We start from the raw sequence: 17,771 nt of genomic DNA, 5'->3' as shown, positions 1-17,771 counted from the left end.
GCCCCGGCGGGCGGCGACCGGCGGCAGACAAAGCGCTGTACAAAAGGCCCGGCCGTTGAGCAAGATTCCGCCTGCGCCGGCGACCGTTGGTCCTGCCCGATGGCATTGGCGAAAGCGACTCGTGCAATAATATCAGGTTGATATCAACCACTTCTCTCCCGCTATCCCGTTCGGACGCTTTCATGCTTATCAGCAGCTACAACCAGGTTCTTGTCGCCTTTTCCCTGATTGTGGCCATCCTGGCGTCCTACACCGCTCTCGACATGGCCGGCCGGGTGACCCTGGCGAAAGGCCGCGAGGCGCTCTCCTGGCTGATCGGCGGCGCTTTCGCCATGGGCTTCGGCATCTGGTCGATGCATTTCGTCGGCATGCTCGCCTTCAGCCTGCCGATCCCGCTCGGCTACGACCTGGGCCTGACCCTGCTGTCGCTGCTGCTGGCCGTCGGCAGTTCGGCCTTCGCCCTCTGGCTGGTGTGCCAGGCGGAACTCCCCTGGCAACGCCTGGCGCTGGGCGCCCTGCTGATGGGCAGCGGCATCGCCGCCATGCACTACACCGGGATGGCCGCCCTGCTGATGATGCCGGGGATCGTCTACGACCCGCTGTGGCTCGGCCTCTCCATCCTGATCGCGGTGATCGCCTCCGGCGCCGCGCTGTGGATCGCCTTCCGCCTGCGCCATGGCAGCCGGCGCATCGTCCTGGTCCGGGCCGGCGCCGCCCTGGTGATGGGCTGCGCCATCGTCGGCATGCACTACACCGGGATGGCCGCCGCGCAGTTCCCCCTGGGCAGCTTCTGCGGCGCCGCCGGCCGAGGCATCGACAACGGCTGGCTGGCGGTGCTGGTCATCGTGATCACCCTGGCGGTGATCGCCATCGCCCTGATCGTCTCGGTGCTGGACTCGCGCCTGGAGGCGCGTACCTCGGTGCTCGCCACCTCCCTCGCACGAGCCAACCGCGAGCTGATCCAGTTGGCCCTGCACGACAACCTGACCAAGCTGCCCAACCGCATGCTCCTCGACGACCGCCTGGAGCAGGCGATCCAGCAGGCGATCCGCGACGATCGCCGGTTCGCCGTGCTGTTCATGGACCTGGACGGCTTCAAGGCGGTCAACGATGCCTACGGCCATCACCTCGGCGACCTGTTGCTGATCGAAGTCGCCGAGCGTATCCGCGCCAACGTCCGCGCCCAGGACACCATCGCCCGCCTCGGCGGCGACGAGTTCGTCCTGCTGATCGAGGCCCGCGAGCCCGCCGACGCCGCGACCCTGGCCGAGAAGCTGGTGAAGCGGATCAGCCAGCCGTACCAGATATCCCGCCACGAGGTGCGGATCTCGGCGAGCATCGGCATCGCGCTCTACCCCGGCGACGGGCAGACCCGCCACGAACTGATGATCAATGCCGACGCGGCGATGTATCACGCCAAGGACCAGGGACGGAACGGCTACTGCTTCTTCGAGAGTTCGATGAACGCCAACGCCCAGGAACAGTTGCAACTGCTCCATGACCTGCGCCAGGCCCTGGAGCGCCGGCAGTTGGTCTTGCACTACCAACCCAAGGTACTGGCGCCGAACGGACCGATGGTCGGCGTGGAAGCGCTGCTGCGCTGGGAGCATCCGCAACACGGACTGATCCCCCCCGACCAGTTCCTGCCGCTGGCGGAAAAAACCGGCCTGATCGTGCAGATCGGCGAGTGGGTGCTCGACGAAGCCTGCCGGCAGATGCGCCTCTGGCTGGACGGCGGGCATGCGGAGTGGAACATCGCGGTGAACCTTTCGGCCCTGCAGTTCGCCCATGCCGGCCTGGTCGACTCGGTGCGCAACGCACTCCTGCGCCACAGCCTGGAGCCCAGCCACCTGATCCTCGAGGTGACCGAATCGACCGCCATGCGCGATGCCGATGCCAGCCTGGTGATCCTCGAGCAGTTGTCGGCGATGGGCGTCGGCATCTCCATCGACGACTTCGGCACCGGCTACTCCAGCCTGCTCTATCTCAAGCGCCTGCCGGCGAGCGAACTGAAGATCGACCGTGGCTTCATCAACGAGCTGGCCCACGACAGCGACGACGCCGCGATCGTCTCGGCGATCGTCGCCCTCGGCCGCACGCTGAACCTGAAGATCGTCGCCGAGGGCGTGGAAACCGAGGCCCAGCAGGAGTTCCTGACCCGCCTCGGCTGCAATTCGCTGCAAGGCTTCCTGCTCGGCAGGCCGATGCCGGCCGAGCAGTTGCTCGCCAGCGTCGCCTGAGCGCCGCCAGCGGCGCGCCACGTGACCTGTCAGAACCGGCAGATTCGCCCATCGCCGTCTCGTTGACTTCCGCCCGCGCTGCGAACACCTTATGTCGCGCCCGCCGGGCGGCATGCCGCGACATGTCACGCCGCCACGACGAGCGTCTATCCAATAACGAGAAAACATGCATGAACAGGCTGTGTGTACTGGGGCTTCTCATCGGGCTGAGCGGGAGCCCGGCACTGGCGGCTGGCCAGGGCGAATCCGGCAATCCACCGGCTACCGACAAGGAGCGTTTCATCGCCAGCCTGATGGCTCGCATGAGCAACGCGGAAAAGATCGGCCAGCTACGCCTGGTCAGCGTCGGCGCCGACCATCCCAAGGAAGCGCTGATGGCGGACATCCGCGCCGGCAAGGTCGGCGCCATCTTCAATACCGTGACCCGCCCGGACATTCGCGCCATGCAGGATCAGGTCCGCCATAGCCGCCTGAAGATCCCGCTGTTCCATGCCTACGACGTGGCCCACGGCCACCGCACCATCTTCCCCATCAGCCTCGGCCTCGCCGCCAGCTGGGACCCCGAGGTGGTCGCCCGCAGCGCGCGGATCTCCGCCCTCGAAGCCAGCGCCGACGGGCTCGACATGAGCTTCTCGCCGATGGTCGACATCACCCGCGACGCGCGCTGGGGGCGGGTCTCGGAAGGCTTCGGCGAAGATACCTACCTGACCTCGCTGCTGTCCGGCGTGATGGTCCGTGCCTACCAGGGCTCCAACCTGGCCGCCCCGGACAGCATCATGGCGGCGGTCAAGCACTTCGCCCTGTACGGCGCGGCCGAAGGCGGCCGCGACTACAACACCGTGGACATGAGCCTGCCGCGCATGTTCCAGGACTACCTGCCGCCCTACAAGGCCGCGGTGGACGCCGGCGCCGGCGCGGTGATGGTCTCGCTGAACACCATCAACGGCGTGCCCGCCACCGCCAACCGCTGGCTGCTGACCGACCTGCTGCGCCAGCAGTGGGGCTTCAAGGGGCTGACCATCAGCGACCATGGCGCGGTGAAGGAACTGATCAAGCACGGCCTCGCCGGCAACGAGCGGGACGCCACGCGCCTGGCGATCCAGGCCGGTGTCGACATGAACATGAACGACGATCTCTACTCGACCTGGCTGCCGAAGCTGCTGGCGGCCGGCGAGATCGACCAGGCCGACATCGATCGTGCCTGCCGCGACGTGCTGGCGGCGAAGTACGACCTCGGCCTGTTCGCCGATCCCTACCGGCGCCTGGGCAAGCCGGACGACCCGCCGTTCGACACCAACGCCGAGAGCCGCCTGCACCGCCAGGCCGCCCGCGAGGTGGCTCGCGAAGGACTGGTCCTGCTGAAGAACCGCGACGGTCTGCTGCCGCTGAAGAAACAGGGGCGGATCGCGGTGATCGGCCCCCTGGCCAAGAGCCAGCGCGACGTCATCGGCAGTTGGTCGGCAGCCGGCGTGCCACGCCAGGCGGTAACCGTCTACCAGGGCCTGGCCAATGCTGTCGGCGAGCGTGCCACCCTGCTCTACGCCAAGGGTGCCAACGTCAGTGGCGACCAGGCGATCCTCGACTACCTGAACAGCTACAACCCGGAAGTCGAGGTCGATCCGCGCTCCGCCGAGGCGATGCTCGAGGAGGCCTTGCGCACCGCGCGCGACGCCGACCTGGTGGTCGCCGTGGTCGGCGAATCGCAGGGCATGGCCCACGAGGCCTCCAGTCGCACCGACCTGCGCATCCCGGCCAGCCAGCGGCGGCTGCTGAAGGCACTGAAGGCCACCGGCAAGCCGCTGGTGCTGGTGCTGATGAACGGCCGACCGCTGTCGCTGGGCTGGGAGCAGGAAAACGCCGACGCGATCCTGGAAACCTGGTTCAGTGGCACCGAAGGCGGCAACGCCATCGCCGACGTGCTGTTCGGCGAGCACAACCCCAGCGGCAAGCTGACCATGTCCTTCCCGCGCTCGGTGGGCCAGGTACCGGTCTACTACAACCACCTGAACACCGGCCGGCCGATGGACCACGACAACCCCGGCAAATACACCTCGCGCTATTTCGACGAAGCCAACGGCCCGCTCTACCCGTTCGGCTACGGCCTCAGCTACACCGAGTTCAGTCTCTCGCCCCTGCGCCTGTCCAGCGAACGGCTGGCCCGCGGCGACACCCTGGAAGCGCGGGTCACGCTCAGCAACAGCGGCAAGCGCGCCGGCGCCACGGTGGTCCAGCTTTATCTGCAGGACCCGGTGGCCAGCCTCAGCCGTCCAGTGAAGGAACTGCGCGGGTTCCGCAAGGTGATGCTGGAGCCCGGCGAATCGCGGGAGATCGTCTTCCGCCTCGGCGAGGCGGACCTGAAGTTCTACGACAGCCAGCTCAGGCACACGGCCGAGCCAGGCGAGTTCAAGGTCTTCGTCGGCCTGGACTCGGCGCAAACCGAAAGCCGCAGCTTCACCCTGCTCTGAAGGCGCCGACCGCACCGCCAGCGTCGCCGCCGCGGGCGAACGGCAGCGCCTCAGCCCTCGGCCCGGAACCAACGCCCGGGCCGGGGGCGGCGCCTGGTTCCCTCAACCGGCGTCCCCTTCCTCCTCGCCGCTCCGCGCCACGCCCTCCGTCAATGCGGCCTGCAACGCCGCCAACTGGCTGTCGAGCGATGCGTCGATGATCCCGATCTCGGTTTCCAGGATGCAACCGCCCTGGTCCAGCCGGGCATCGCCGACCACTTCCAGGTAGCCCACCTCGGGGAAATCCTTGAGCACCCGGGCGACCTGCTCGCGCACCGCGACCAGCTGTTCCGGCTGGACGTGCAGGATCACCTGCTTCTGGTTGCTCACCAATGCCAGTGCCTCGCGCGTGGCCGCCAGGGTCAGCTCGACAGCGTCGTAGTGGCGCAACACCTTGCGCACCGCCTGCAGCACCACTTCGCCAAGCTGGCGATCGACCTGCCGGTAGTAGCGATTGCAGCGCAGTAGCGTTTCCTGGATCAGCCCGGCCTGGCGCAGACGCGCCTCCTCCAGTCCGGCCTCCCAGCCCAGGCGCTTCTGCTCCTGGTAAACCTCGTGGGCCTCGCGCTCGATTTCGGCGGCACGCTCGCGTGCCGCTTCCACCAGGCGGTTGGCGCTGAGGTAGTCCTGGTAGTCGCGGGCGCGCAACAGGGCCTGCCCGGGGGCCAGCCGTACGCGACTGGCGTCTAGTTCAACAAATGGAAGCATTCATCGCTCGCTTGTCGGGCGACCTTCAGGCACAGGGTCCGCGCCAGGGATCGCCGTTGTTCGTCGAAAGTCCAGTCCGCCGGGGCCGGCATGGCCTCCAGGCGCAGGCGCAGGCGCCGCGAGAAACCGCAGTCGGCATCGCTACAGGCGGCCAGCCAGAAAGCCAGGCCGCAGCGCCGGAAATAGCCGTCTTCCGGGTTTTCCGGCAAGGCCCGCTGCCAGCCGGGCGGCCAGCGACCGATGAGCAGGTCGAGCTGCTCCAGGCAGAAACGCTGGCCCTGTTCGCCGATCTGCGCGCGGATGCGCCGTACCCGCGCACCGTCCAGCACCTGCCGCAAGGCCTGGCCGTGCAGCAGCGCACCGAGCCAGCCCAGGGTCCGTTCCAGCGCCGCCTGCGGGTAAAGGGCCAGCCCGCCCAGTTGCGCGGGCATGCGGAACGCGCAGTCCAATTCCAGTTGCTCCAGCAGCCAGGCGTTGAGAACGCTCTGTCGCCGCCAGTCCGGCAGCGCCGGCAGCAACCGCAGCAATACCGCGGGCAGGTGCGACTCGTGGATGTAGCGGGCCGGGCAGAAGCGCAACTGGTAGGCCGTCAATGGCATCGCGCCGCTCAGCCCCGTTGCCGGTGCCAGAAGAACTGCGCCAGGTTGCTCGCCAGCAGCAACGCCAGCAGCAGGCCGAACAGACCGAGCAGGCGTCCGCGCGAGTGCTCCGCCACCTGGATCGAGAAGACACTCTCGAAGCGTGGCGCCAGCGGGACCTGGCGGACCCCGGCCGACGGCACCAGCACCACGCTGATGCGGTCGTAGCTGAGTCCTTCGATGCCGTTGTTCACCAGTTGCTTGATCTGCGGCACGTAGGCATCCAGTTGCACGTCGGCGGCGTGCTTGATGAACACCGAGGCCGATGCCGGCGAGGACTTCCTGCCCAGTCCGTCGCGCTCCTCGGGCAGCACCACATGGACCCGCGCCACCAGCACGCCATCGATCTCGGAAAGGGTATGGGAAATCTCCTGGGCCTTGGCGTAGTTGAGCCGCGCGCGCTCTTCGATGGGCGAGGAAATCAGCCCGTCCTTGGGAAACACATCCTTCAGCGTGGAGAAGTTCTCCCGCGGATAGCCCTTGCGCTTGAGCACCTCCACCGCCTCGGCGATATCCGACTCCTCCACCAGCAGGCGCACGGTGCCATCCTTGTCCGCCTGCTTGTCCGCGGAAACGCCCTCCGAACGCAACAGCGCCAGCATCTCGTTGCCTTCCTTCTGGCTGATCCCGGTATAGAGTTCGACCTTGCACCCGCCCAACGCCAGGACCAGCGCCAGGAGCGCCATGCGCGACAGACCTTTCACCGTTCGCCTCATTGGGTCTTCATCAGGGTTTCGACGTTCTGGCTCATGCGCCCGACGGTCTTGGCGATCAGCTCTTCCTGCATGGTGATGCGCATCAGCGACCACTGCATCTGCATCAGGCTGTTGGGATCGTCGCCGGGCGTCGACAGCTCCACCTGCAACTCCTGCTTGGCCTGGCTGAAACGCTCCCTGATCTGCCCCAGTTCGCTGAGCAGGTCGCCGCCCAGGCTGCCGGCACCGCCCATCGCCCGTTCGAACTCGGCGACGTGGGCCGCGCCGGCCGGGCCGCCGGAGAGTTCTTCGAGACTGGTGATCTGCGCCTGGGCGCCCATCCGAGAGATATCCATCATGACTCCAGGTCGAGTTTGTGGCTGTTGCGCACGAGGTTGTCGAGCATGCCGTTGAGCGGGATCAGCACCTGCAATTCGCGACGCGCCAGTTGCGCCAGGTATTCGCCGCCCGGCGCATGCTCGACTGCACCGAGCAACTGGAGGAGAAAGGTTTGCTGCTGGCGCCCCAGCGGCAGTTCCGCACGGAGCATCGCCTTCAGCTCCAGGCGGTCCGCCTCCAACCCTTGCAGCGGCTGGGCAAAGCGCTGCAGCAGGCGCTCGCCGAGAGCGCCGTTCTCCAACCCGGCCAGGCGGCGTCCGGCCGCCGGCGGCTCGCCGCCGAGGGCCTGCTCGAAAGCCAGCACCTGATCGACAGCCGGCAGGTTCGCCGCCTTTGGACTGGCCGACGGATAGACGGCGAATCCCGGCGGCGTGTCGATGCGGCTCATGTCCGCACCTGGGCGCGCATGCCGGCGGCGAAGTCGGCCAGGGCAGGATCGCTGCTGCCGCCCAGCCCGGCCAGCCTGCGGTCCAGCGCGGCGCCCAGCCCCAGGTGCCACTCGCACAAGGCGAACCAGGGCTCCAGCGCCGGCCAGGGATTGCCATGGGCGAAGACCAGGGCCTCCTGATAGCGCCCCTGGTTGGCCAGGCTGGAAATCCGGATCAGCCGTGCCGCTTCGTCCTGTCCGAGGCGCTCCAGCCACTCGGCGATGCACAGCGCCTCTTCGTGGCAGTGCTGCCCGCTGCCGGCCAGCGCCAGTTCCGCCAATTCGCGTATCAGTGGAGTGTCCATGTTCAGATCTTCTGCAGGATGCCTTGCATCAGGTCGCGCAGCGCCCGGGTCACCGTCGAGTTGATGTTGTAGATGACCGACCACTTGTTGATCTTGTGTTGCAGCTCGGCCAGCAGCGCCGGGTTGTCGGCATTGTCGGTCCCCTGCAAGGCCTTGATCGCGTCGTTGACGTCCTTGTTCGCTGCGTTGGCCTGCTCCTTCAGGGCATTGGCCACGGTATCGAGGGTATTCCCCGGGTTGGGGTTGAATATCTGCGCCATGCTTAGTCCTCTGTGAGCTGCGAAAGAATGCCGAGACCGCCTTCGAGGGCCCGGGCCTGCTGTTGCAGGAATTGAAAGCGCTCCGGGCCGGCGCCTCTGGCCAGTTCCCGGCGACACTCCGCCAGCGCCGCCTGCAGACGCTGCCGGAGCGCTGCGGCATGCGTGCCGTCAGCGACCGACAGTCGCGTTTCCAAGGCTGTCATCATGGAGCACCTCCCCTTTGAGATTGATGATGAAACGCTGCTTGCCGCGGGCCACCAGGATCGACTCCGGCTCGATGGCGAGGATTCGCACACCACGGGATGTCGAGGCGCCCACCGGGTATTTCTGGCCGTCGCCGAGCACTACATAGGGCACCCGCCCCAGCGACACCGAGCGCACCGTGAACTCCAGTTCGTCGCCGCTGGCGCGCTTGCCGCGACTGAGCAGCTCCAGGCTCGGGCGGTTGCCGAACTCCTGCTGGAACTCGCGCTGCAGGCGGTAGAAGGCGCTGAGCTGGACCTCGTCGAGCGTACCGCTCAACTCGATGCGCTCGCCGCGCTCGCGGAAACTCAGTTGCCGGTCGAGGCCGGCGTCCGCCAGCAGGCGTTCGAGGCGGCGCAGGTGCGAGCCGGCCACCCGGACCTGGTTTTCCACCCCGAGCAGGCCCGGCACCTCGGACTCCAGCAATGCGTCGATCCGCGCCCAGCGTTCGTCCTGTTCCGCCAGTTCGCCGTTGAGCCGGACCCAGCCAGGCTTGTCCGCGTTGCTGCTGAGGATCTGCCGATAGCCGAATTTCTGCAGGATGAAATCCACGCCCTGGCGAATGTCTTCCATGCTCCGTGCTTCCAGTCGGTAGTCCACGCCGCTGCCATCGAGGTAGCGCTGCAGCGCCAGGCGCCGGGCGTTGTCCTCCAGGTAGCCGCCGAGCAGGAGACTGTCGCCCTGGCGCTGCACATCCACCTCGCTCATGCCCTGCTCGCGCAGGTAGGCGCGCACCCTCGCCAGGGGCTCCTCGCCGGCCATGCCGTGCTGGCGGGCCGACCAGGGTTCGACGAGCATGCCCAGCAGGCACAGGGCCAGCGCCAGGCTGATGCCGAGCAGCCAGGCCCCGCCGGCACGGGCGGACGGCTTGCGGCGCACTGGCGCGGTCTGCGCCTCGACTTCGGGGAAACGCTCGGGAAAACTCCGCTGCGGGTCGCAGAATGCCCAGCGCAGCGGGCCGCAGGTCTGCCCGGCAAGCGCCTGCAGGATCGCTCCGGCGACTTGCGCCTGGCCGTCCTGGCGAGGCTCGCAGCCCTCCGCCCACTCCAGCAGGCGCACGCCCTGGGCATCGACCTCGAGCACCAGGTGGACTGCCGCGATGCCCTCGTCGAGCAACACCAGGTCGGCCTGCAACGGATCGCTGCCAAGCGCCACCCGGCCCTCTCCGAGCGAGACTTCGGCGCCCTGGTTCAGCCCGCTGTAGAAGCGGATCTTCCAGGCCATGCTAATTCCCGCGCTCCGCGCCGACGCACCAGGCGCCGTCCTTGGGACAGGCGCTGTCGGTCACCCGCCAGCCCTCCTGCGCACCCATCCGGCAGGGCGTGAGGAACGAACCCTGGCCGGCCTGGCGCAAGCGCTCCTGTTCGGCCCTGGCCGGCGCCAGCGCCTGGCAACGGGCGCTACCGAGCAGCTTGCGCAACGACAGGCTCTGGTTCGACAACTCGTCGACTTCAAGCAGGCCACCGCGCAGGTCGCGACGGTTGTTCAGCGCCAGGTAATGGCCGACGCCATCGTCGATCAGCCGCGGCTCGATGAGGAACAGCCGCACCGAGCGGCGCACGGTGTCCGCGGTAGTGCGGAACAGCGCGCCGAGATAGGGAATGTCGCCGAGCCAGGGTACCTTGCGCTGGCTCTGGCTCAGTTCGTCGCGGTAGATGCCGCCGATCAGCAGGCTCTGGCCATGGCCCACGCGGGCGATGGTATCGATCACCGTGCGGTTGATCGTGGGGATCTTGTCCAGGCCGGCGCTGTTGGGTTTCTGGCTGCCGTCCTCGATGTGCAGGCTGAGGCTGATCTCCGGCGTATCGCCGAGAGTCACCACTCGCGGCGTCATTTTCAGCATGGTGCCGTAGGTGATCGCCTTCAGCTCGGCCACCCGCTCGCCCGTGACCCGCACATAGTAGGTTTCGCTCTGGTCGAGCACCGCCTGGGTATTCTCCTGGGTCAGCAGGGTCGGCCGGGATCCGATCTGCGCCTGCCCCTGGCTCTGCAACAGGGTGACCTTGGCCAGCAGGAAATCCAGCCCGCGACTGTCCACCAGGCTGCCGACCGCGCCGTTACCGGCGCCGCCGCCCTCCTCGCTATCCTGGCCGGTGGTGCGGATCTGGATCGACTTGTTGTTGCCCAGGCGAATCCCGGCGCTCCAGTCGACGCCCAGCTGGGCGAGGTTCTCGGCATTGATGTCGATGATCGACAAGCCGACCTCGATCCGCGCCGAGGGCCGGTCGAGGGCTTCGATCAGGCGGCGATACATGGGCAACCGGTCCTTGTGGTCGCGCACCACCACCGCGTTCAGCGACGGTTCCGCCTGGACCACCGCATGGCTCGATTGCGGTCCCGGGCGCAGCTTGCCCGGCTCGTCGCCCACCGCAACCACGTTGGCATCGCTGAGCACCCGCGAGAGGATGCTGGCGATGCCCGGCGCCTCGATCTCGTCGTCGCGGTACTCGATCTTGCGGTCCTCGGCGACCGCATAGCGCAGCGGGAAGATCTCCACGCTGAGGTCGCCGGTCTTTTCGCTGCGCAGGGTGTATTGCTGCTCCAGCACCTGGGCGGTCTGCTCGACCAGTTCGAGATAGCGCCCCGGACCGGACACGTGCACCAGCCGCCCGGAAGGGTCGGCACGCCAGCCGAAGCGCGGTTCCCAGATGCCGGCGGCGGTCAGCGCGCGCTTCAGCTCGGCCTCGCCGACCTGCTCCAGCCTCACCAGCCGCGACTGCATCTCGGTGGTCTTGAATACGTACAGCACGGTGCCGTCGTAGTACCAGCCGAGGTTGTAGAGGGAGGCCATCAACTGCAGGAAGGCCTGCGGGCTTTCCAGGTCGAAGCGACCGCTGACCTGGTCGTTGACCTTGTCGCTGACGATCACCGAGGCATCGTAGTTGGCGCCGAAGTTGGCCAGCACGTCGCGCAGGCTTTCGCCCTGCGCCACATAGTCGTAAGGCAGGCTGGGCCAGTCCAGCGGCTGCGCGCGCAAGACCGCGCCAGGCAGCAGCGCCAGCAGTCCGCCGATCAGCAGGCGGCGCATCAGGGACGCCACACCGGAACCTGCGGCGGCAACCCGCGGGGCAGCGGCTCCAGCTCCGGCGCCAGCGCCTCGAGCAGCCCCACCTGGGCGGCCAGGGCCCGTTCGAGTCGCTCGGGATCGAGGCCGTCGAGGCCCAGCCGCGCCTGCAACAGCAGGCGCCCGTCCGCGTCCAGGACGATGGCCTGGGGATAGCGCCGGCTCCAACTGGCGACCCGCGACAACAGCGCCCGCAGCAACCCCTGCTGGTCGCGCTGCGGGTCCAGGGGGGCGTGCTCCAGCGGGCTTTCCAGCAGCAGGTCGTCGCCCTGGCGCAGCAACAGGACGCTCTGTCCGTCGATGCGCAGGTGGTACGAACCCGTCCGATCGGCAACAAAGGGCCCTTGGCCCAGGCGAGTGGCCAATCCGCTCAACAGATGATCCATGATTCCTCGGTAGGGCCGGCTTTCGCCGGCCGCTCAGCTCTGCCAGTAGAAGTGATCCTGTGCCTGGCACAGGTTGCGTTCGTGCAGCCAGGCCTGGACGGCGTCCGCCGCGCCGACGTCGTCGTCCAGCCGGCAGAGAGGTTGCCAGAGGCATTCGAGGACCTCGGGGATCGGCTCGAAGCCGGCCAGCCCGCCGCTGGCGAGCAGCGTCGCCATTCCCCGCTGCCAGTTCGGCCAGGCGCTCTTCGCCAATGCCGAAGCCGTCTCCAGCTTGCCGGCCAGTTCGGCCACCTGTTCCTGGGTGCGCGCCTGGCACTTGGCGACCCTGGCCAGTTCCTCGCGGGCCTGCTCCGGCTCCAGCTCGGCCACGCGGGACCAGAATTCGGACTTGATTCGCAGTTGCCGGGACTGGGTCTCCAGCTCCACCAGCGACAGGCGCCAGCCGGGGATCGCCTGGTCGAGCAGGCTTTCCCACCAGCCATAGACCGGCAGCAGGACCCAATCGATCATCGACTGCGGCACGGCGAGGTTGACCCGATCGCCCAGTTCGGCGCACCAGCCGTCGTCGTCCTGCGCCGCGCAGAGGAGAATCTGCCGCACCTCTTCGCGCCCCAGTGCCAGGCCGCGCGCCAGGCGCTGCTGCAACCATTCGCAGCGGAACAGTTGCTCCAGCCGCAGGCGCGGCAGCATCCGCTGCAGCAACGCCAGTTGCCGCGCACTGATGATTCCGGACTCACGATACAAACTGCTCGATGCGTAACCCGGCACCCGACCCCGCGAGCGGGCGTCCGAGCCCACCACGGATACCCGCCTGCCGGCGAACACCGCTTCTCGGGAGTACTGCTTATCGTCTTCCTGCTCCATTCTCTGCCTTGGCTTCCTCACTACATTGCGCGCTCGTCAGAGCCTGCAATTTGGGCCGATTCTACTCATGCAGCCGCTACCGGGCTTTCAAAAAACGTCAGTTATTTTTAGCCCGGCATTCGTCCTTCCCCTGCCGCGAGCGGCTCGGTGTGCAGCCGAAACGGCGGCGATAGCTCTGGGTGAAATAGGACTGACTGGAAAAGCCCGCCTCCATGGCGATGTCGACGATGCTCATGTCGCTGTTGAGCAGCAACTGATGGGCATAGAGGATTCTCCGCTCGCTGATCCAGGCGCGCGGCGAAACCCCGTAGACACTGCCGAACAGCTCCTTGAAGGTGGTCAGCCCCATGCCGAACTCGCGGGAGAAGTCGGACAGCTTCCACTCGTTGAGGTAGTGCTTCTCCATGAATAGCTGCAGACGCTCGACATGCCGGTTGCTCAGTTGCCGCAGGACCGACATCAGCAGCGGCCCCTGCGGACTGAACGCGAAGAGCATCAGCAACTCCTCGATCTTCAGGCAGGCGAGCATCGGCGGATGCTCATGCACAAGCAATTCCTTCAACCCCTTGACGCAACCGGCCAACAGAGGCGTGGCAGCGAACGCGATGATGCCCGGCACGGGCTCGTCGCAACGCTCGACTTCGCTCAACAGCGCGCCGAAGCGCTGGACGAAGCCTTGTAGAAACTGGGCAGATAATGGAATCCAGAGTATTCGGCTGTCCTTTCCCTTGGTACTTACGACATAGCTTCCGCGGCGGACGAAAAGCAACTCGCCAGGCGCCAGGCAAAAAGTGGAATCGATGTCCTGGACGGTCAGTTCGCCCTCGAGCAGAACATATACGCCCTCTTCCTTGTTTACCCTGTATTCGAAAGTTGGAATGTTCCAATGACAAGACGTTATCTGCTTTCGGCCAAGAGATTTGGCTCCTTGCATATTATAAGAACCCCAACACTTCCCGTCGTACCTTGAATGCCCCGCCTAGCGGAGAGGCATGAATACGCTCCGTTTTATTGATTTTCAAAGCCATGAGCACGGAGTCGATTTTATAATAATCAGGATTATCCGACGTGCGCTGATTCGCAGAGCGAGTCGGCTTCCGCCAATTAATCCAGCCTTCTTTAGAAGCGGAACAAAAGTACCAGTTTTATTATTCGAGGCCTTCCCTGACAACGAACGAGACTTGCACTTCTTTAATCTCCATACGCACTTTCCGAAACAGCAGGCAATGTATCAATCGTTGCCAGATCTTTCTTCCGGGCGAGCGGTCGTACAATTCGGAAAACAGTCGCGCCGAACCAGCCGGACCCGCTCATCGACGCCCGCCGCCACCCGCTGCCAGGCGCTCGCCTGGACCGCCGCGACGCCCACCCAGGAAAGCTCGGTGCGTAGGTACAATGCCTCGCCCTCCAACCTGTCGACCTCCAGATCGAACGCATAGCGCAACGGCAACCCGGACACCCGGTAGCGCCGCTCGGCAATCGTTTGCATCCCTCCCTGAACGACGGCATACAGGCGCAGCCTGAGTTGCGCCTGGCGCGCCTGCAGGGAAACGCCGCCCACCGAACCGCCCACCGTCACCTTCGGCGACATCGGCGCGGGCTGGCTGACGCAACCGCCGAGCAGCAACGCCAGCGGCAACAGCATCCAGCACCTCACCTGCGCCGGACCGTGCGCGCCTCCAGCGGCGTGCCGTCGCCGTCGGCGAGGCGCTGCAAGGCCTGCTCGCTGCGCGGATCGCCAGCCACGTTGCGCGCCAGCCAGCGCGCCAGCCCGGCCACGCTGGAACGGTCGTCGCCGCGAACGGCCGCGCGGGTCACCGAACGCCCCTCGAAATGCCCCACCGCCTCGGCTCCTGCGTCTTGGGACGGCTGCACCGGCGGAATCGATTCGATTTTCATGGAACCGCTCAAACCCTCATGCCGACCGCAGCGACCGCCTCGCGATCGCTGCCGCACGGCAGCAGGCGTTGCCAGAACTCGGCGTGGTCGAGCAGGTTGGCCAGGGTCGCCTCGAAGCATTCGAGGGTCAGTTGCGCTGCGAGAATCTGCGCATACAACTGGACCTTGCCGGTCAGCTCGTCGAAGCCGAAATGCAGATCGAAACGGTGCCAATGGCGGTTGAAGCTGGCGAGCTGGCGAAAGATCCCCTCGCCCAGCACATCGATGCCCGCCACATCGGCCTCCAGCAACAGACGCTCGCGCTCGGCGAGCAGCAACAGGGTGACGCCCACCTGTTCGTCGAACAGCAGGCTCGCCATGCCCTCTTCGTCGAGGGACAGGGAAGGCAAACCGATACGGCCTGCGAACTCGGCAAGCAGTCGGTTGACCTTGCTCGTTAAATCCATGGGGGCGCCTCCTAAAGCTCAGCGCATGCTAGCACCGGGCTATGCATCGCTTTTGTCACTGAGAGACTTTTCTTTTAAGAAAAAAGCCACATCGCTGTGGCCTTTTTCCTCCCGCGCGGAGACGGCTCAGACCACTCCGGCCGCCGCACGCCAGGCCTGGTTATGGCTCTGGGTGTACTGCTGGATGAGCTGCAGGACGTCCTTCATGAAGCCGGCATCGAAGCTCATCTGGTCCTCGACCTTCTGCTTCTGGCTCTGCCCGATGGTGGCGTTGACCTCCTCTTCCCGGGCGCTCGCCTGCGACTCGCCCTGGCGCACCTGGACCGAGGCGTTGGCCATCTGGACGAAGGACTGGATCACCGTGTTGGCCACCTGCAGGGCGCCGTTGCGGCTCTCGAAGGCACGGCCCGCCGCGCGCAACGCCACACTGTCCTGCGCCTGGTCCGCCGCCCAGACCTTGCCGACGATCTTGCGATCCTCATCGGAGGTCTTGCCCAGCGCCTGCATCTTCGCGTCGATCAGTTCGTTGCGCCCATCGATGTTCTTCTGCAGGGTCTTCTCCTGGCTGATGGCCTTGCCGTTCTTCAACGCGCCGAGACTGCCGACCACTGCCGAGGCCAACGCGCCGACGCCGGCGATCACCGCCATGGCGATCATCAGCGTGGCGCCGCTGCGCATCTCGTCCACCTGCGCCTTCTGCGCGTGGATGATCGCCTGGTTCTCGTTGTCGCGCTGGAGCACGCCCAGCTCGCGCGCCTTCTGCGCGATGCGGAAGAGAATCAGCAGAAGCTCGACGCTGCTGTCCAGCTCGCTGCCGGCCGCTTCCATGCGCACCGGGTCGAGCACCTGGCGCGGAGCGTTCAGTTCGACCCGGTCGGCCCGCGCGGCCGGCACCTGCGGCAGCTCCGCAGCCGCTTGCGGCGTGCCGACGGAACGCCCGGCGGCGCCGGGAGCGATCGGCTCGGAGGGGATCGCGGCCTGGGTAGCCGCCAGGGAATATTGCGTATCGATCATGTGACGTCTCCTCAGATCGCTGCCGGTCGGCTGGACAGGTTGTGCAGGGTTTCACCCTTGGCCTGGAGCATGGCGAAGATCCGCTCCATGATTTCCTGGAATGCTTCCAGCATGCGGCTCAGCTCTTCCTTCAGGCGCTCGATCACGCCCTGCAGGGTGGTCAGGTCGGCACGCGATTCCTGCACGTCGGCCTGGCGGTTCGCGGCCTTCGCCTGGAATCCCGAATGAGTGGCCTGGGCCGCGCCGTTGGCGACGTCCAGGGTCAGGTCGGAAACCTGCACGCCGAGTTTCAGCGAGTGCGACAGCGATTGGCCGGCCAAACTGCCGAACTTGCCGCCCAGGTCGGCGACCTTGCTCGCCAGGCTGGCGGTCATCTCGGCCGCCTTGCCGCCGATCTTCGCGCCCAGCTTGGCCAGCCCGCCGACCGCTGAGCCGCCGAAGCTGACCACCGCCGCCAGCAGCGCGACGGCGATCTCGATACCCATCAGTGCCGGGCCGAGCTTTTCCATCACTTCCTTGCTGATCAATCCGTCCGCGGCTGCCTGCTGTACCGACTGGGAGACCACTCCCATGACACCGCCCGCGATCATCAGTGCACCCGCGGCCGCGCCGACGCCGGTTGCCACCATGATTGCGCCGACGATGATCGAAGCTATTGCACTGATCCAACCAAAGATTTTGGCTGCCAGACCGGACTTCTGGGCTTCTTTCGCGGCTTCTTCCGATTCCCTGATCTTCTGCTGGTTGTCCTCCATCTTCTGCAGGTTCTGCTTTCGCGCCTGCTCGATTTCGGTCAGCTTGAGTTTCTTCTGCTGGTTCTCGACTTCGCCGGTGATTTTCGCCAGCTCGATCTCGAACGCCTGCGGCGACATCAGGCCAGCGGACAACAGCGTCGAAGCGCCGGCCAGCACAACCTGCCGCGCCAGTCCGGCATCCTCGCCCACTGCTTGCACCAGGCTGGCGATCTCCGCACGATTGGCGACCTCCAGGCGCTGCTGGCTGGCTGCGGACGGCGGCGTCAGCGCCACCCCCGTGCCGCTCGCGGAAGCCGCGGCCGGCGCCGCCAGGCGCTCCACCCGCAGACTCTCGACATCCCTCGCGACCGGCCTGCCGAGCGCCGGGATATCCCCGGCGTCGGCCACCCCGTAGGGCAGTCCGGCGCGTTCAAGCGTTATCGGATTCATATGTTCGATCCTTTCTCGCGGTTACGGCTTCCAACATGGCGCCGGCACGCGCGGCCAGGGCCTCGTGCGCCGGCTGTGCCGCGGCCAGGGCCCGGGCCGAGTAGAAGCCACTCTCGGCTCCGTCGAGATCACCCAGTTGCAGGTGGCACTCGGCGGCATGGAAGGGAAAGCGCGGCTCGTTGATGTCCATCAGCGCGCCGTAGCTGTAGCTCTGCAGGGCCTGTTCATAGAGACCGAGGGACTGGCGGCAGGCGCCCAGGCCGAGAAAGTAGCGGGCGTCGTAGTGGTCGAGCATGCACAGTGCCTGGAAGATCTTCTGCGCGTCGTCCCACTTGCCCGCCTGGTACTGGTTGAAGCCCAGCGCATAGAGCTGCTCCAGGGTGTCCTCGCTGAGTCCGCGAAGCATCGCCAGGGTGCCGCCGTCGCGCAGGAAGGCCTCCAGCGCCTGTTGCTGGTCGGTGTCGGAAGGGGTCGCTTGCTGGTTCATGGATACCT

Annotated in this window: 21 protein-coding genes; 2 read left to right on the top strand and 19 right to left on the bottom strand. The window is 66.5% G+C overall.

Annotated features, from left to right (window positions below; genetic code table 11):
* The first annotated feature begins 182 nt into the window (after positions 1 to 182).
* Together HMPREF2581_RS13495 and bglX are read left to right on the top strand one after the other, a co-directional pair.
* Positions 183 to 2,240 (top strand): putative bifunctional diguanylate cyclase/phosphodiesterase, encoded by a 2,058-nt coding sequence (locus HMPREF2581_RS13495; protein ID WP_003087737.1) that lies wholly within the window; start codon positions 183 to 185, stop codon positions 2,238 to 2,240.
* Positions 2,241 to 2,410: 170 nt separating this feature from the next.
* Positions 2,411 to 4,705, top strand: a complete 2,295-nt coding sequence (gene bglX / locus HMPREF2581_RS13490) for a beta-glucosidase BglX (RefSeq protein ID WP_003087736.1) — start codon at positions 2,411 to 2,413, stop codon at positions 4,703 to 4,705.
* A 102-nt stretch (positions 4,706 to 4,807) separates the two neighbouring features.
* Here bglX and pscL read toward each other — a convergent pair whose 3' ends face one another.
* The 19 genes from pscL to pcrH all read right to left on the bottom strand — a co-directional run bounded on the left by pscL (position 4,808) and on the right by pcrH (position 17,763).
* The gene (gene pscL / locus HMPREF2581_RS13485; RefSeq protein WP_003087735.1) at positions 4,808 to 5,452 is read right to left on the bottom strand and encodes a SctL family type III secretion system stator protein PscL; all 645 of its coding nucleotides are present in this window, start codon (positions 5,450 to 5,452) and stop codon (positions 4,808 to 4,810) included.
* Entirely contained in the window at positions 5,431 to 6,051 is a 621-nt protein-coding gene (gene pscK, locus HMPREF2581_RS13480) for a SctK family type III secretion system sorting platform protein PscK (protein WP_003087734.1), read from the bottom strand. Before pscK ends, pscL begins: the two co-directional genes overlap by 22 nt.
* Before the next feature lie 8 nt (positions 6,052 to 6,059).
* Entirely contained in the window at positions 6,060 to 6,806 is a 747-nt protein-coding gene (gene pscJ / locus HMPREF2581_RS13475; protein ID WP_003120329.1) for a SctJ family type III secretion inner membrane ring lipoprotein Psc, read from the bottom strand.
* Positions 6,803 to 7,141: a SctI family type III secretion system inner rod subunit PscI gene (gene pscI / locus HMPREF2581_RS13470; protein ID WP_003120330.1), complete on the bottom strand. Its 339-nt coding sequence runs from the start codon at positions 7,139 to 7,141 to the stop codon at positions 6,803 to 6,805. The genes pscJ and pscI overlap by 4 nt, the downstream gene beginning before the upstream one ends.
* Positions 7,141 to 7,572: a YopR family T3SS polymerization control protein PscH gene (gene pscH, locus HMPREF2581_RS13465; protein ID WP_003100725.1), complete on the bottom strand. Its 432-nt coding sequence runs from the start codon at positions 7,570 to 7,572 to the stop codon at positions 7,141 to 7,143. Before pscH ends, pscI begins: the two co-directional genes overlap by 1 nt.
* Positions 7,569 to 7,916, bottom strand: coding sequence for a YscG family type III secretion system chaperone PscG (gene pscG, locus HMPREF2581_RS13460; protein WP_003140037.1), 348 nt, complete (start codon positions 7,914 to 7,916; stop codon positions 7,569 to 7,571). The genes pscH and pscG overlap by 4 nt, the downstream gene beginning before the upstream one ends.
* A 2-nt stretch (positions 7,917 to 7,918) precedes the next feature.
* Entirely contained in the window at positions 7,919 to 8,176 is a 258-nt protein-coding gene (gene pscF, locus HMPREF2581_RS13455) for a type III secretion system needle filament protein PscF (RefSeq protein ID WP_003087729.1), read from the bottom strand.
* Positions 8,177 to 8,178: 2 nt separating this feature from the next.
* Positions 8,179 to 8,382 (bottom strand): YscE family type III secretion system co-chaperone PscE, encoded by a 204-nt coding sequence (pscE, locus tag HMPREF2581_RS13450; protein WP_003100751.1) that lies wholly within the window; start codon positions 8,380 to 8,382, stop codon positions 8,179 to 8,181.
* Complete coding sequence (gene pscD, locus HMPREF2581_RS13445) at positions 8,345 to 9,643, bottom strand: SctD family type III secretion system inner membrane ring subunit PscD (RefSeq protein WP_003132859.1); 1,299 nt, start codon at positions 9,641 to 9,643, stop codon at positions 8,345 to 8,347. Before pscD ends, pscE begins: the two co-directional genes overlap by 38 nt.
* A gap of 1 nt (position 9,644) precedes the next feature.
* The gene (gene pscC / locus HMPREF2581_RS13440; protein WP_003140040.1) at positions 9,645 to 11,447 is read right to left on the bottom strand and encodes a SctC family type III secretion system outer membrane ring subunit PscC; all 1,803 of its coding nucleotides are present in this window, start codon (positions 11,445 to 11,447) and stop codon (positions 9,645 to 9,647) included.
* Positions 11,447 to 11,869: a YscB family type III secretion system chaperone PscB gene (pscB, locus tag HMPREF2581_RS13435; protein WP_003109510.1), complete on the bottom strand. Its 423-nt coding sequence runs from the start codon at positions 11,867 to 11,869 to the stop codon at positions 11,447 to 11,449. Before pscB ends, pscC begins: the two co-directional genes overlap by 1 nt.
* 33 nt (positions 11,870 to 11,902) lie before the next feature.
* Positions 11,903 to 12,733: a T3SS regulon anti-activator ExsD gene (gene exsD, locus HMPREF2581_RS13430; protein ID WP_003109509.1), complete on the bottom strand. Its 831-nt coding sequence runs from the start codon at positions 12,731 to 12,733 to the stop codon at positions 11,903 to 11,905.
* 97 nt (positions 12,734 to 12,830) lie between these two features.
* The gene (gene exsA, locus HMPREF2581_RS13425) at positions 12,831 to 13,667 is read right to left on the bottom strand and encodes a T3SS regulon transcriptional activator ExsA (RefSeq protein WP_003120334.1); all 837 of its coding nucleotides are present in this window, start codon (positions 13,665 to 13,667) and stop codon (positions 12,831 to 12,833) included.
* A 297-nt stretch (positions 13,668 to 13,964) separates the two neighbouring features.
* Complete coding sequence (exsB, locus tag HMPREF2581_RS13420) at positions 13,965 to 14,378, bottom strand: YscW family type III secretion system pilotin ExsB (protein ID WP_003117721.1); 414 nt, start codon at positions 14,376 to 14,378, stop codon at positions 13,965 to 13,967.
* An 8-nt stretch (positions 14,379 to 14,386) separates the two neighbouring features.
* The gene (gene exsE / locus HMPREF2581_RS13415; protein WP_003109506.1) at positions 14,387 to 14,632 is read right to left on the bottom strand and encodes a T3SS regulon translocated regulator ExsE; all 246 of its coding nucleotides are present in this window, start codon (positions 14,630 to 14,632) and stop codon (positions 14,387 to 14,389) included.
* A gap of 8 nt (positions 14,633 to 14,640) precedes the next feature.
* A complete protein-coding gene (gene exsC / locus HMPREF2581_RS13410) occupies positions 14,641 to 15,078 on the bottom strand; it encodes a type III secretion system regulatory chaperone ExsC (protein WP_003109505.1) in 438 nt (145 codons plus the stop codon).
* A 126-nt stretch (positions 15,079 to 15,204) separates the two neighbouring features.
* A complete protein-coding gene (gene popD / locus HMPREF2581_RS13405; protein WP_003109504.1) occupies positions 15,205 to 16,092 on the bottom strand; it encodes a type III secretion system translocon subunit PopD in 888 nt (295 codons plus the stop codon).
* An 11-nt stretch (positions 16,093 to 16,103) separates the two neighbouring features.
* Complete coding sequence (popB, locus tag HMPREF2581_RS13400; protein WP_003087710.1) at positions 16,104 to 17,276, bottom strand: type III secretion system translocon subunit PopB; 1,173 nt, start codon at positions 17,274 to 17,276, stop codon at positions 16,104 to 16,106.
* Complete coding sequence (pcrH, locus tag HMPREF2581_RS13395) at positions 17,257 to 17,763, bottom strand: SycD/LcrH family type III secretion system chaperone PcrH (protein WP_003087708.1); 507 nt, start codon at positions 17,761 to 17,763, stop codon at positions 17,257 to 17,259. The genes popB and pcrH overlap by 20 nt, the downstream gene beginning before the upstream one ends.
* Positions 17,764 to 17,771: the final 8 nt, after the last annotated feature.

This window comes from Pseudomonas sp. HMSC057H01 (assembly GCF_001836405.1).
Taxonomy (GTDB): domain Bacteria; phylum Pseudomonadota; class Gammaproteobacteria; order Pseudomonadales; family Pseudomonadaceae; genus Pseudomonas; species Pseudomonas aeruginosa.
This window is presented reverse-complemented; position numbering and strand designations above follow the sequence as displayed.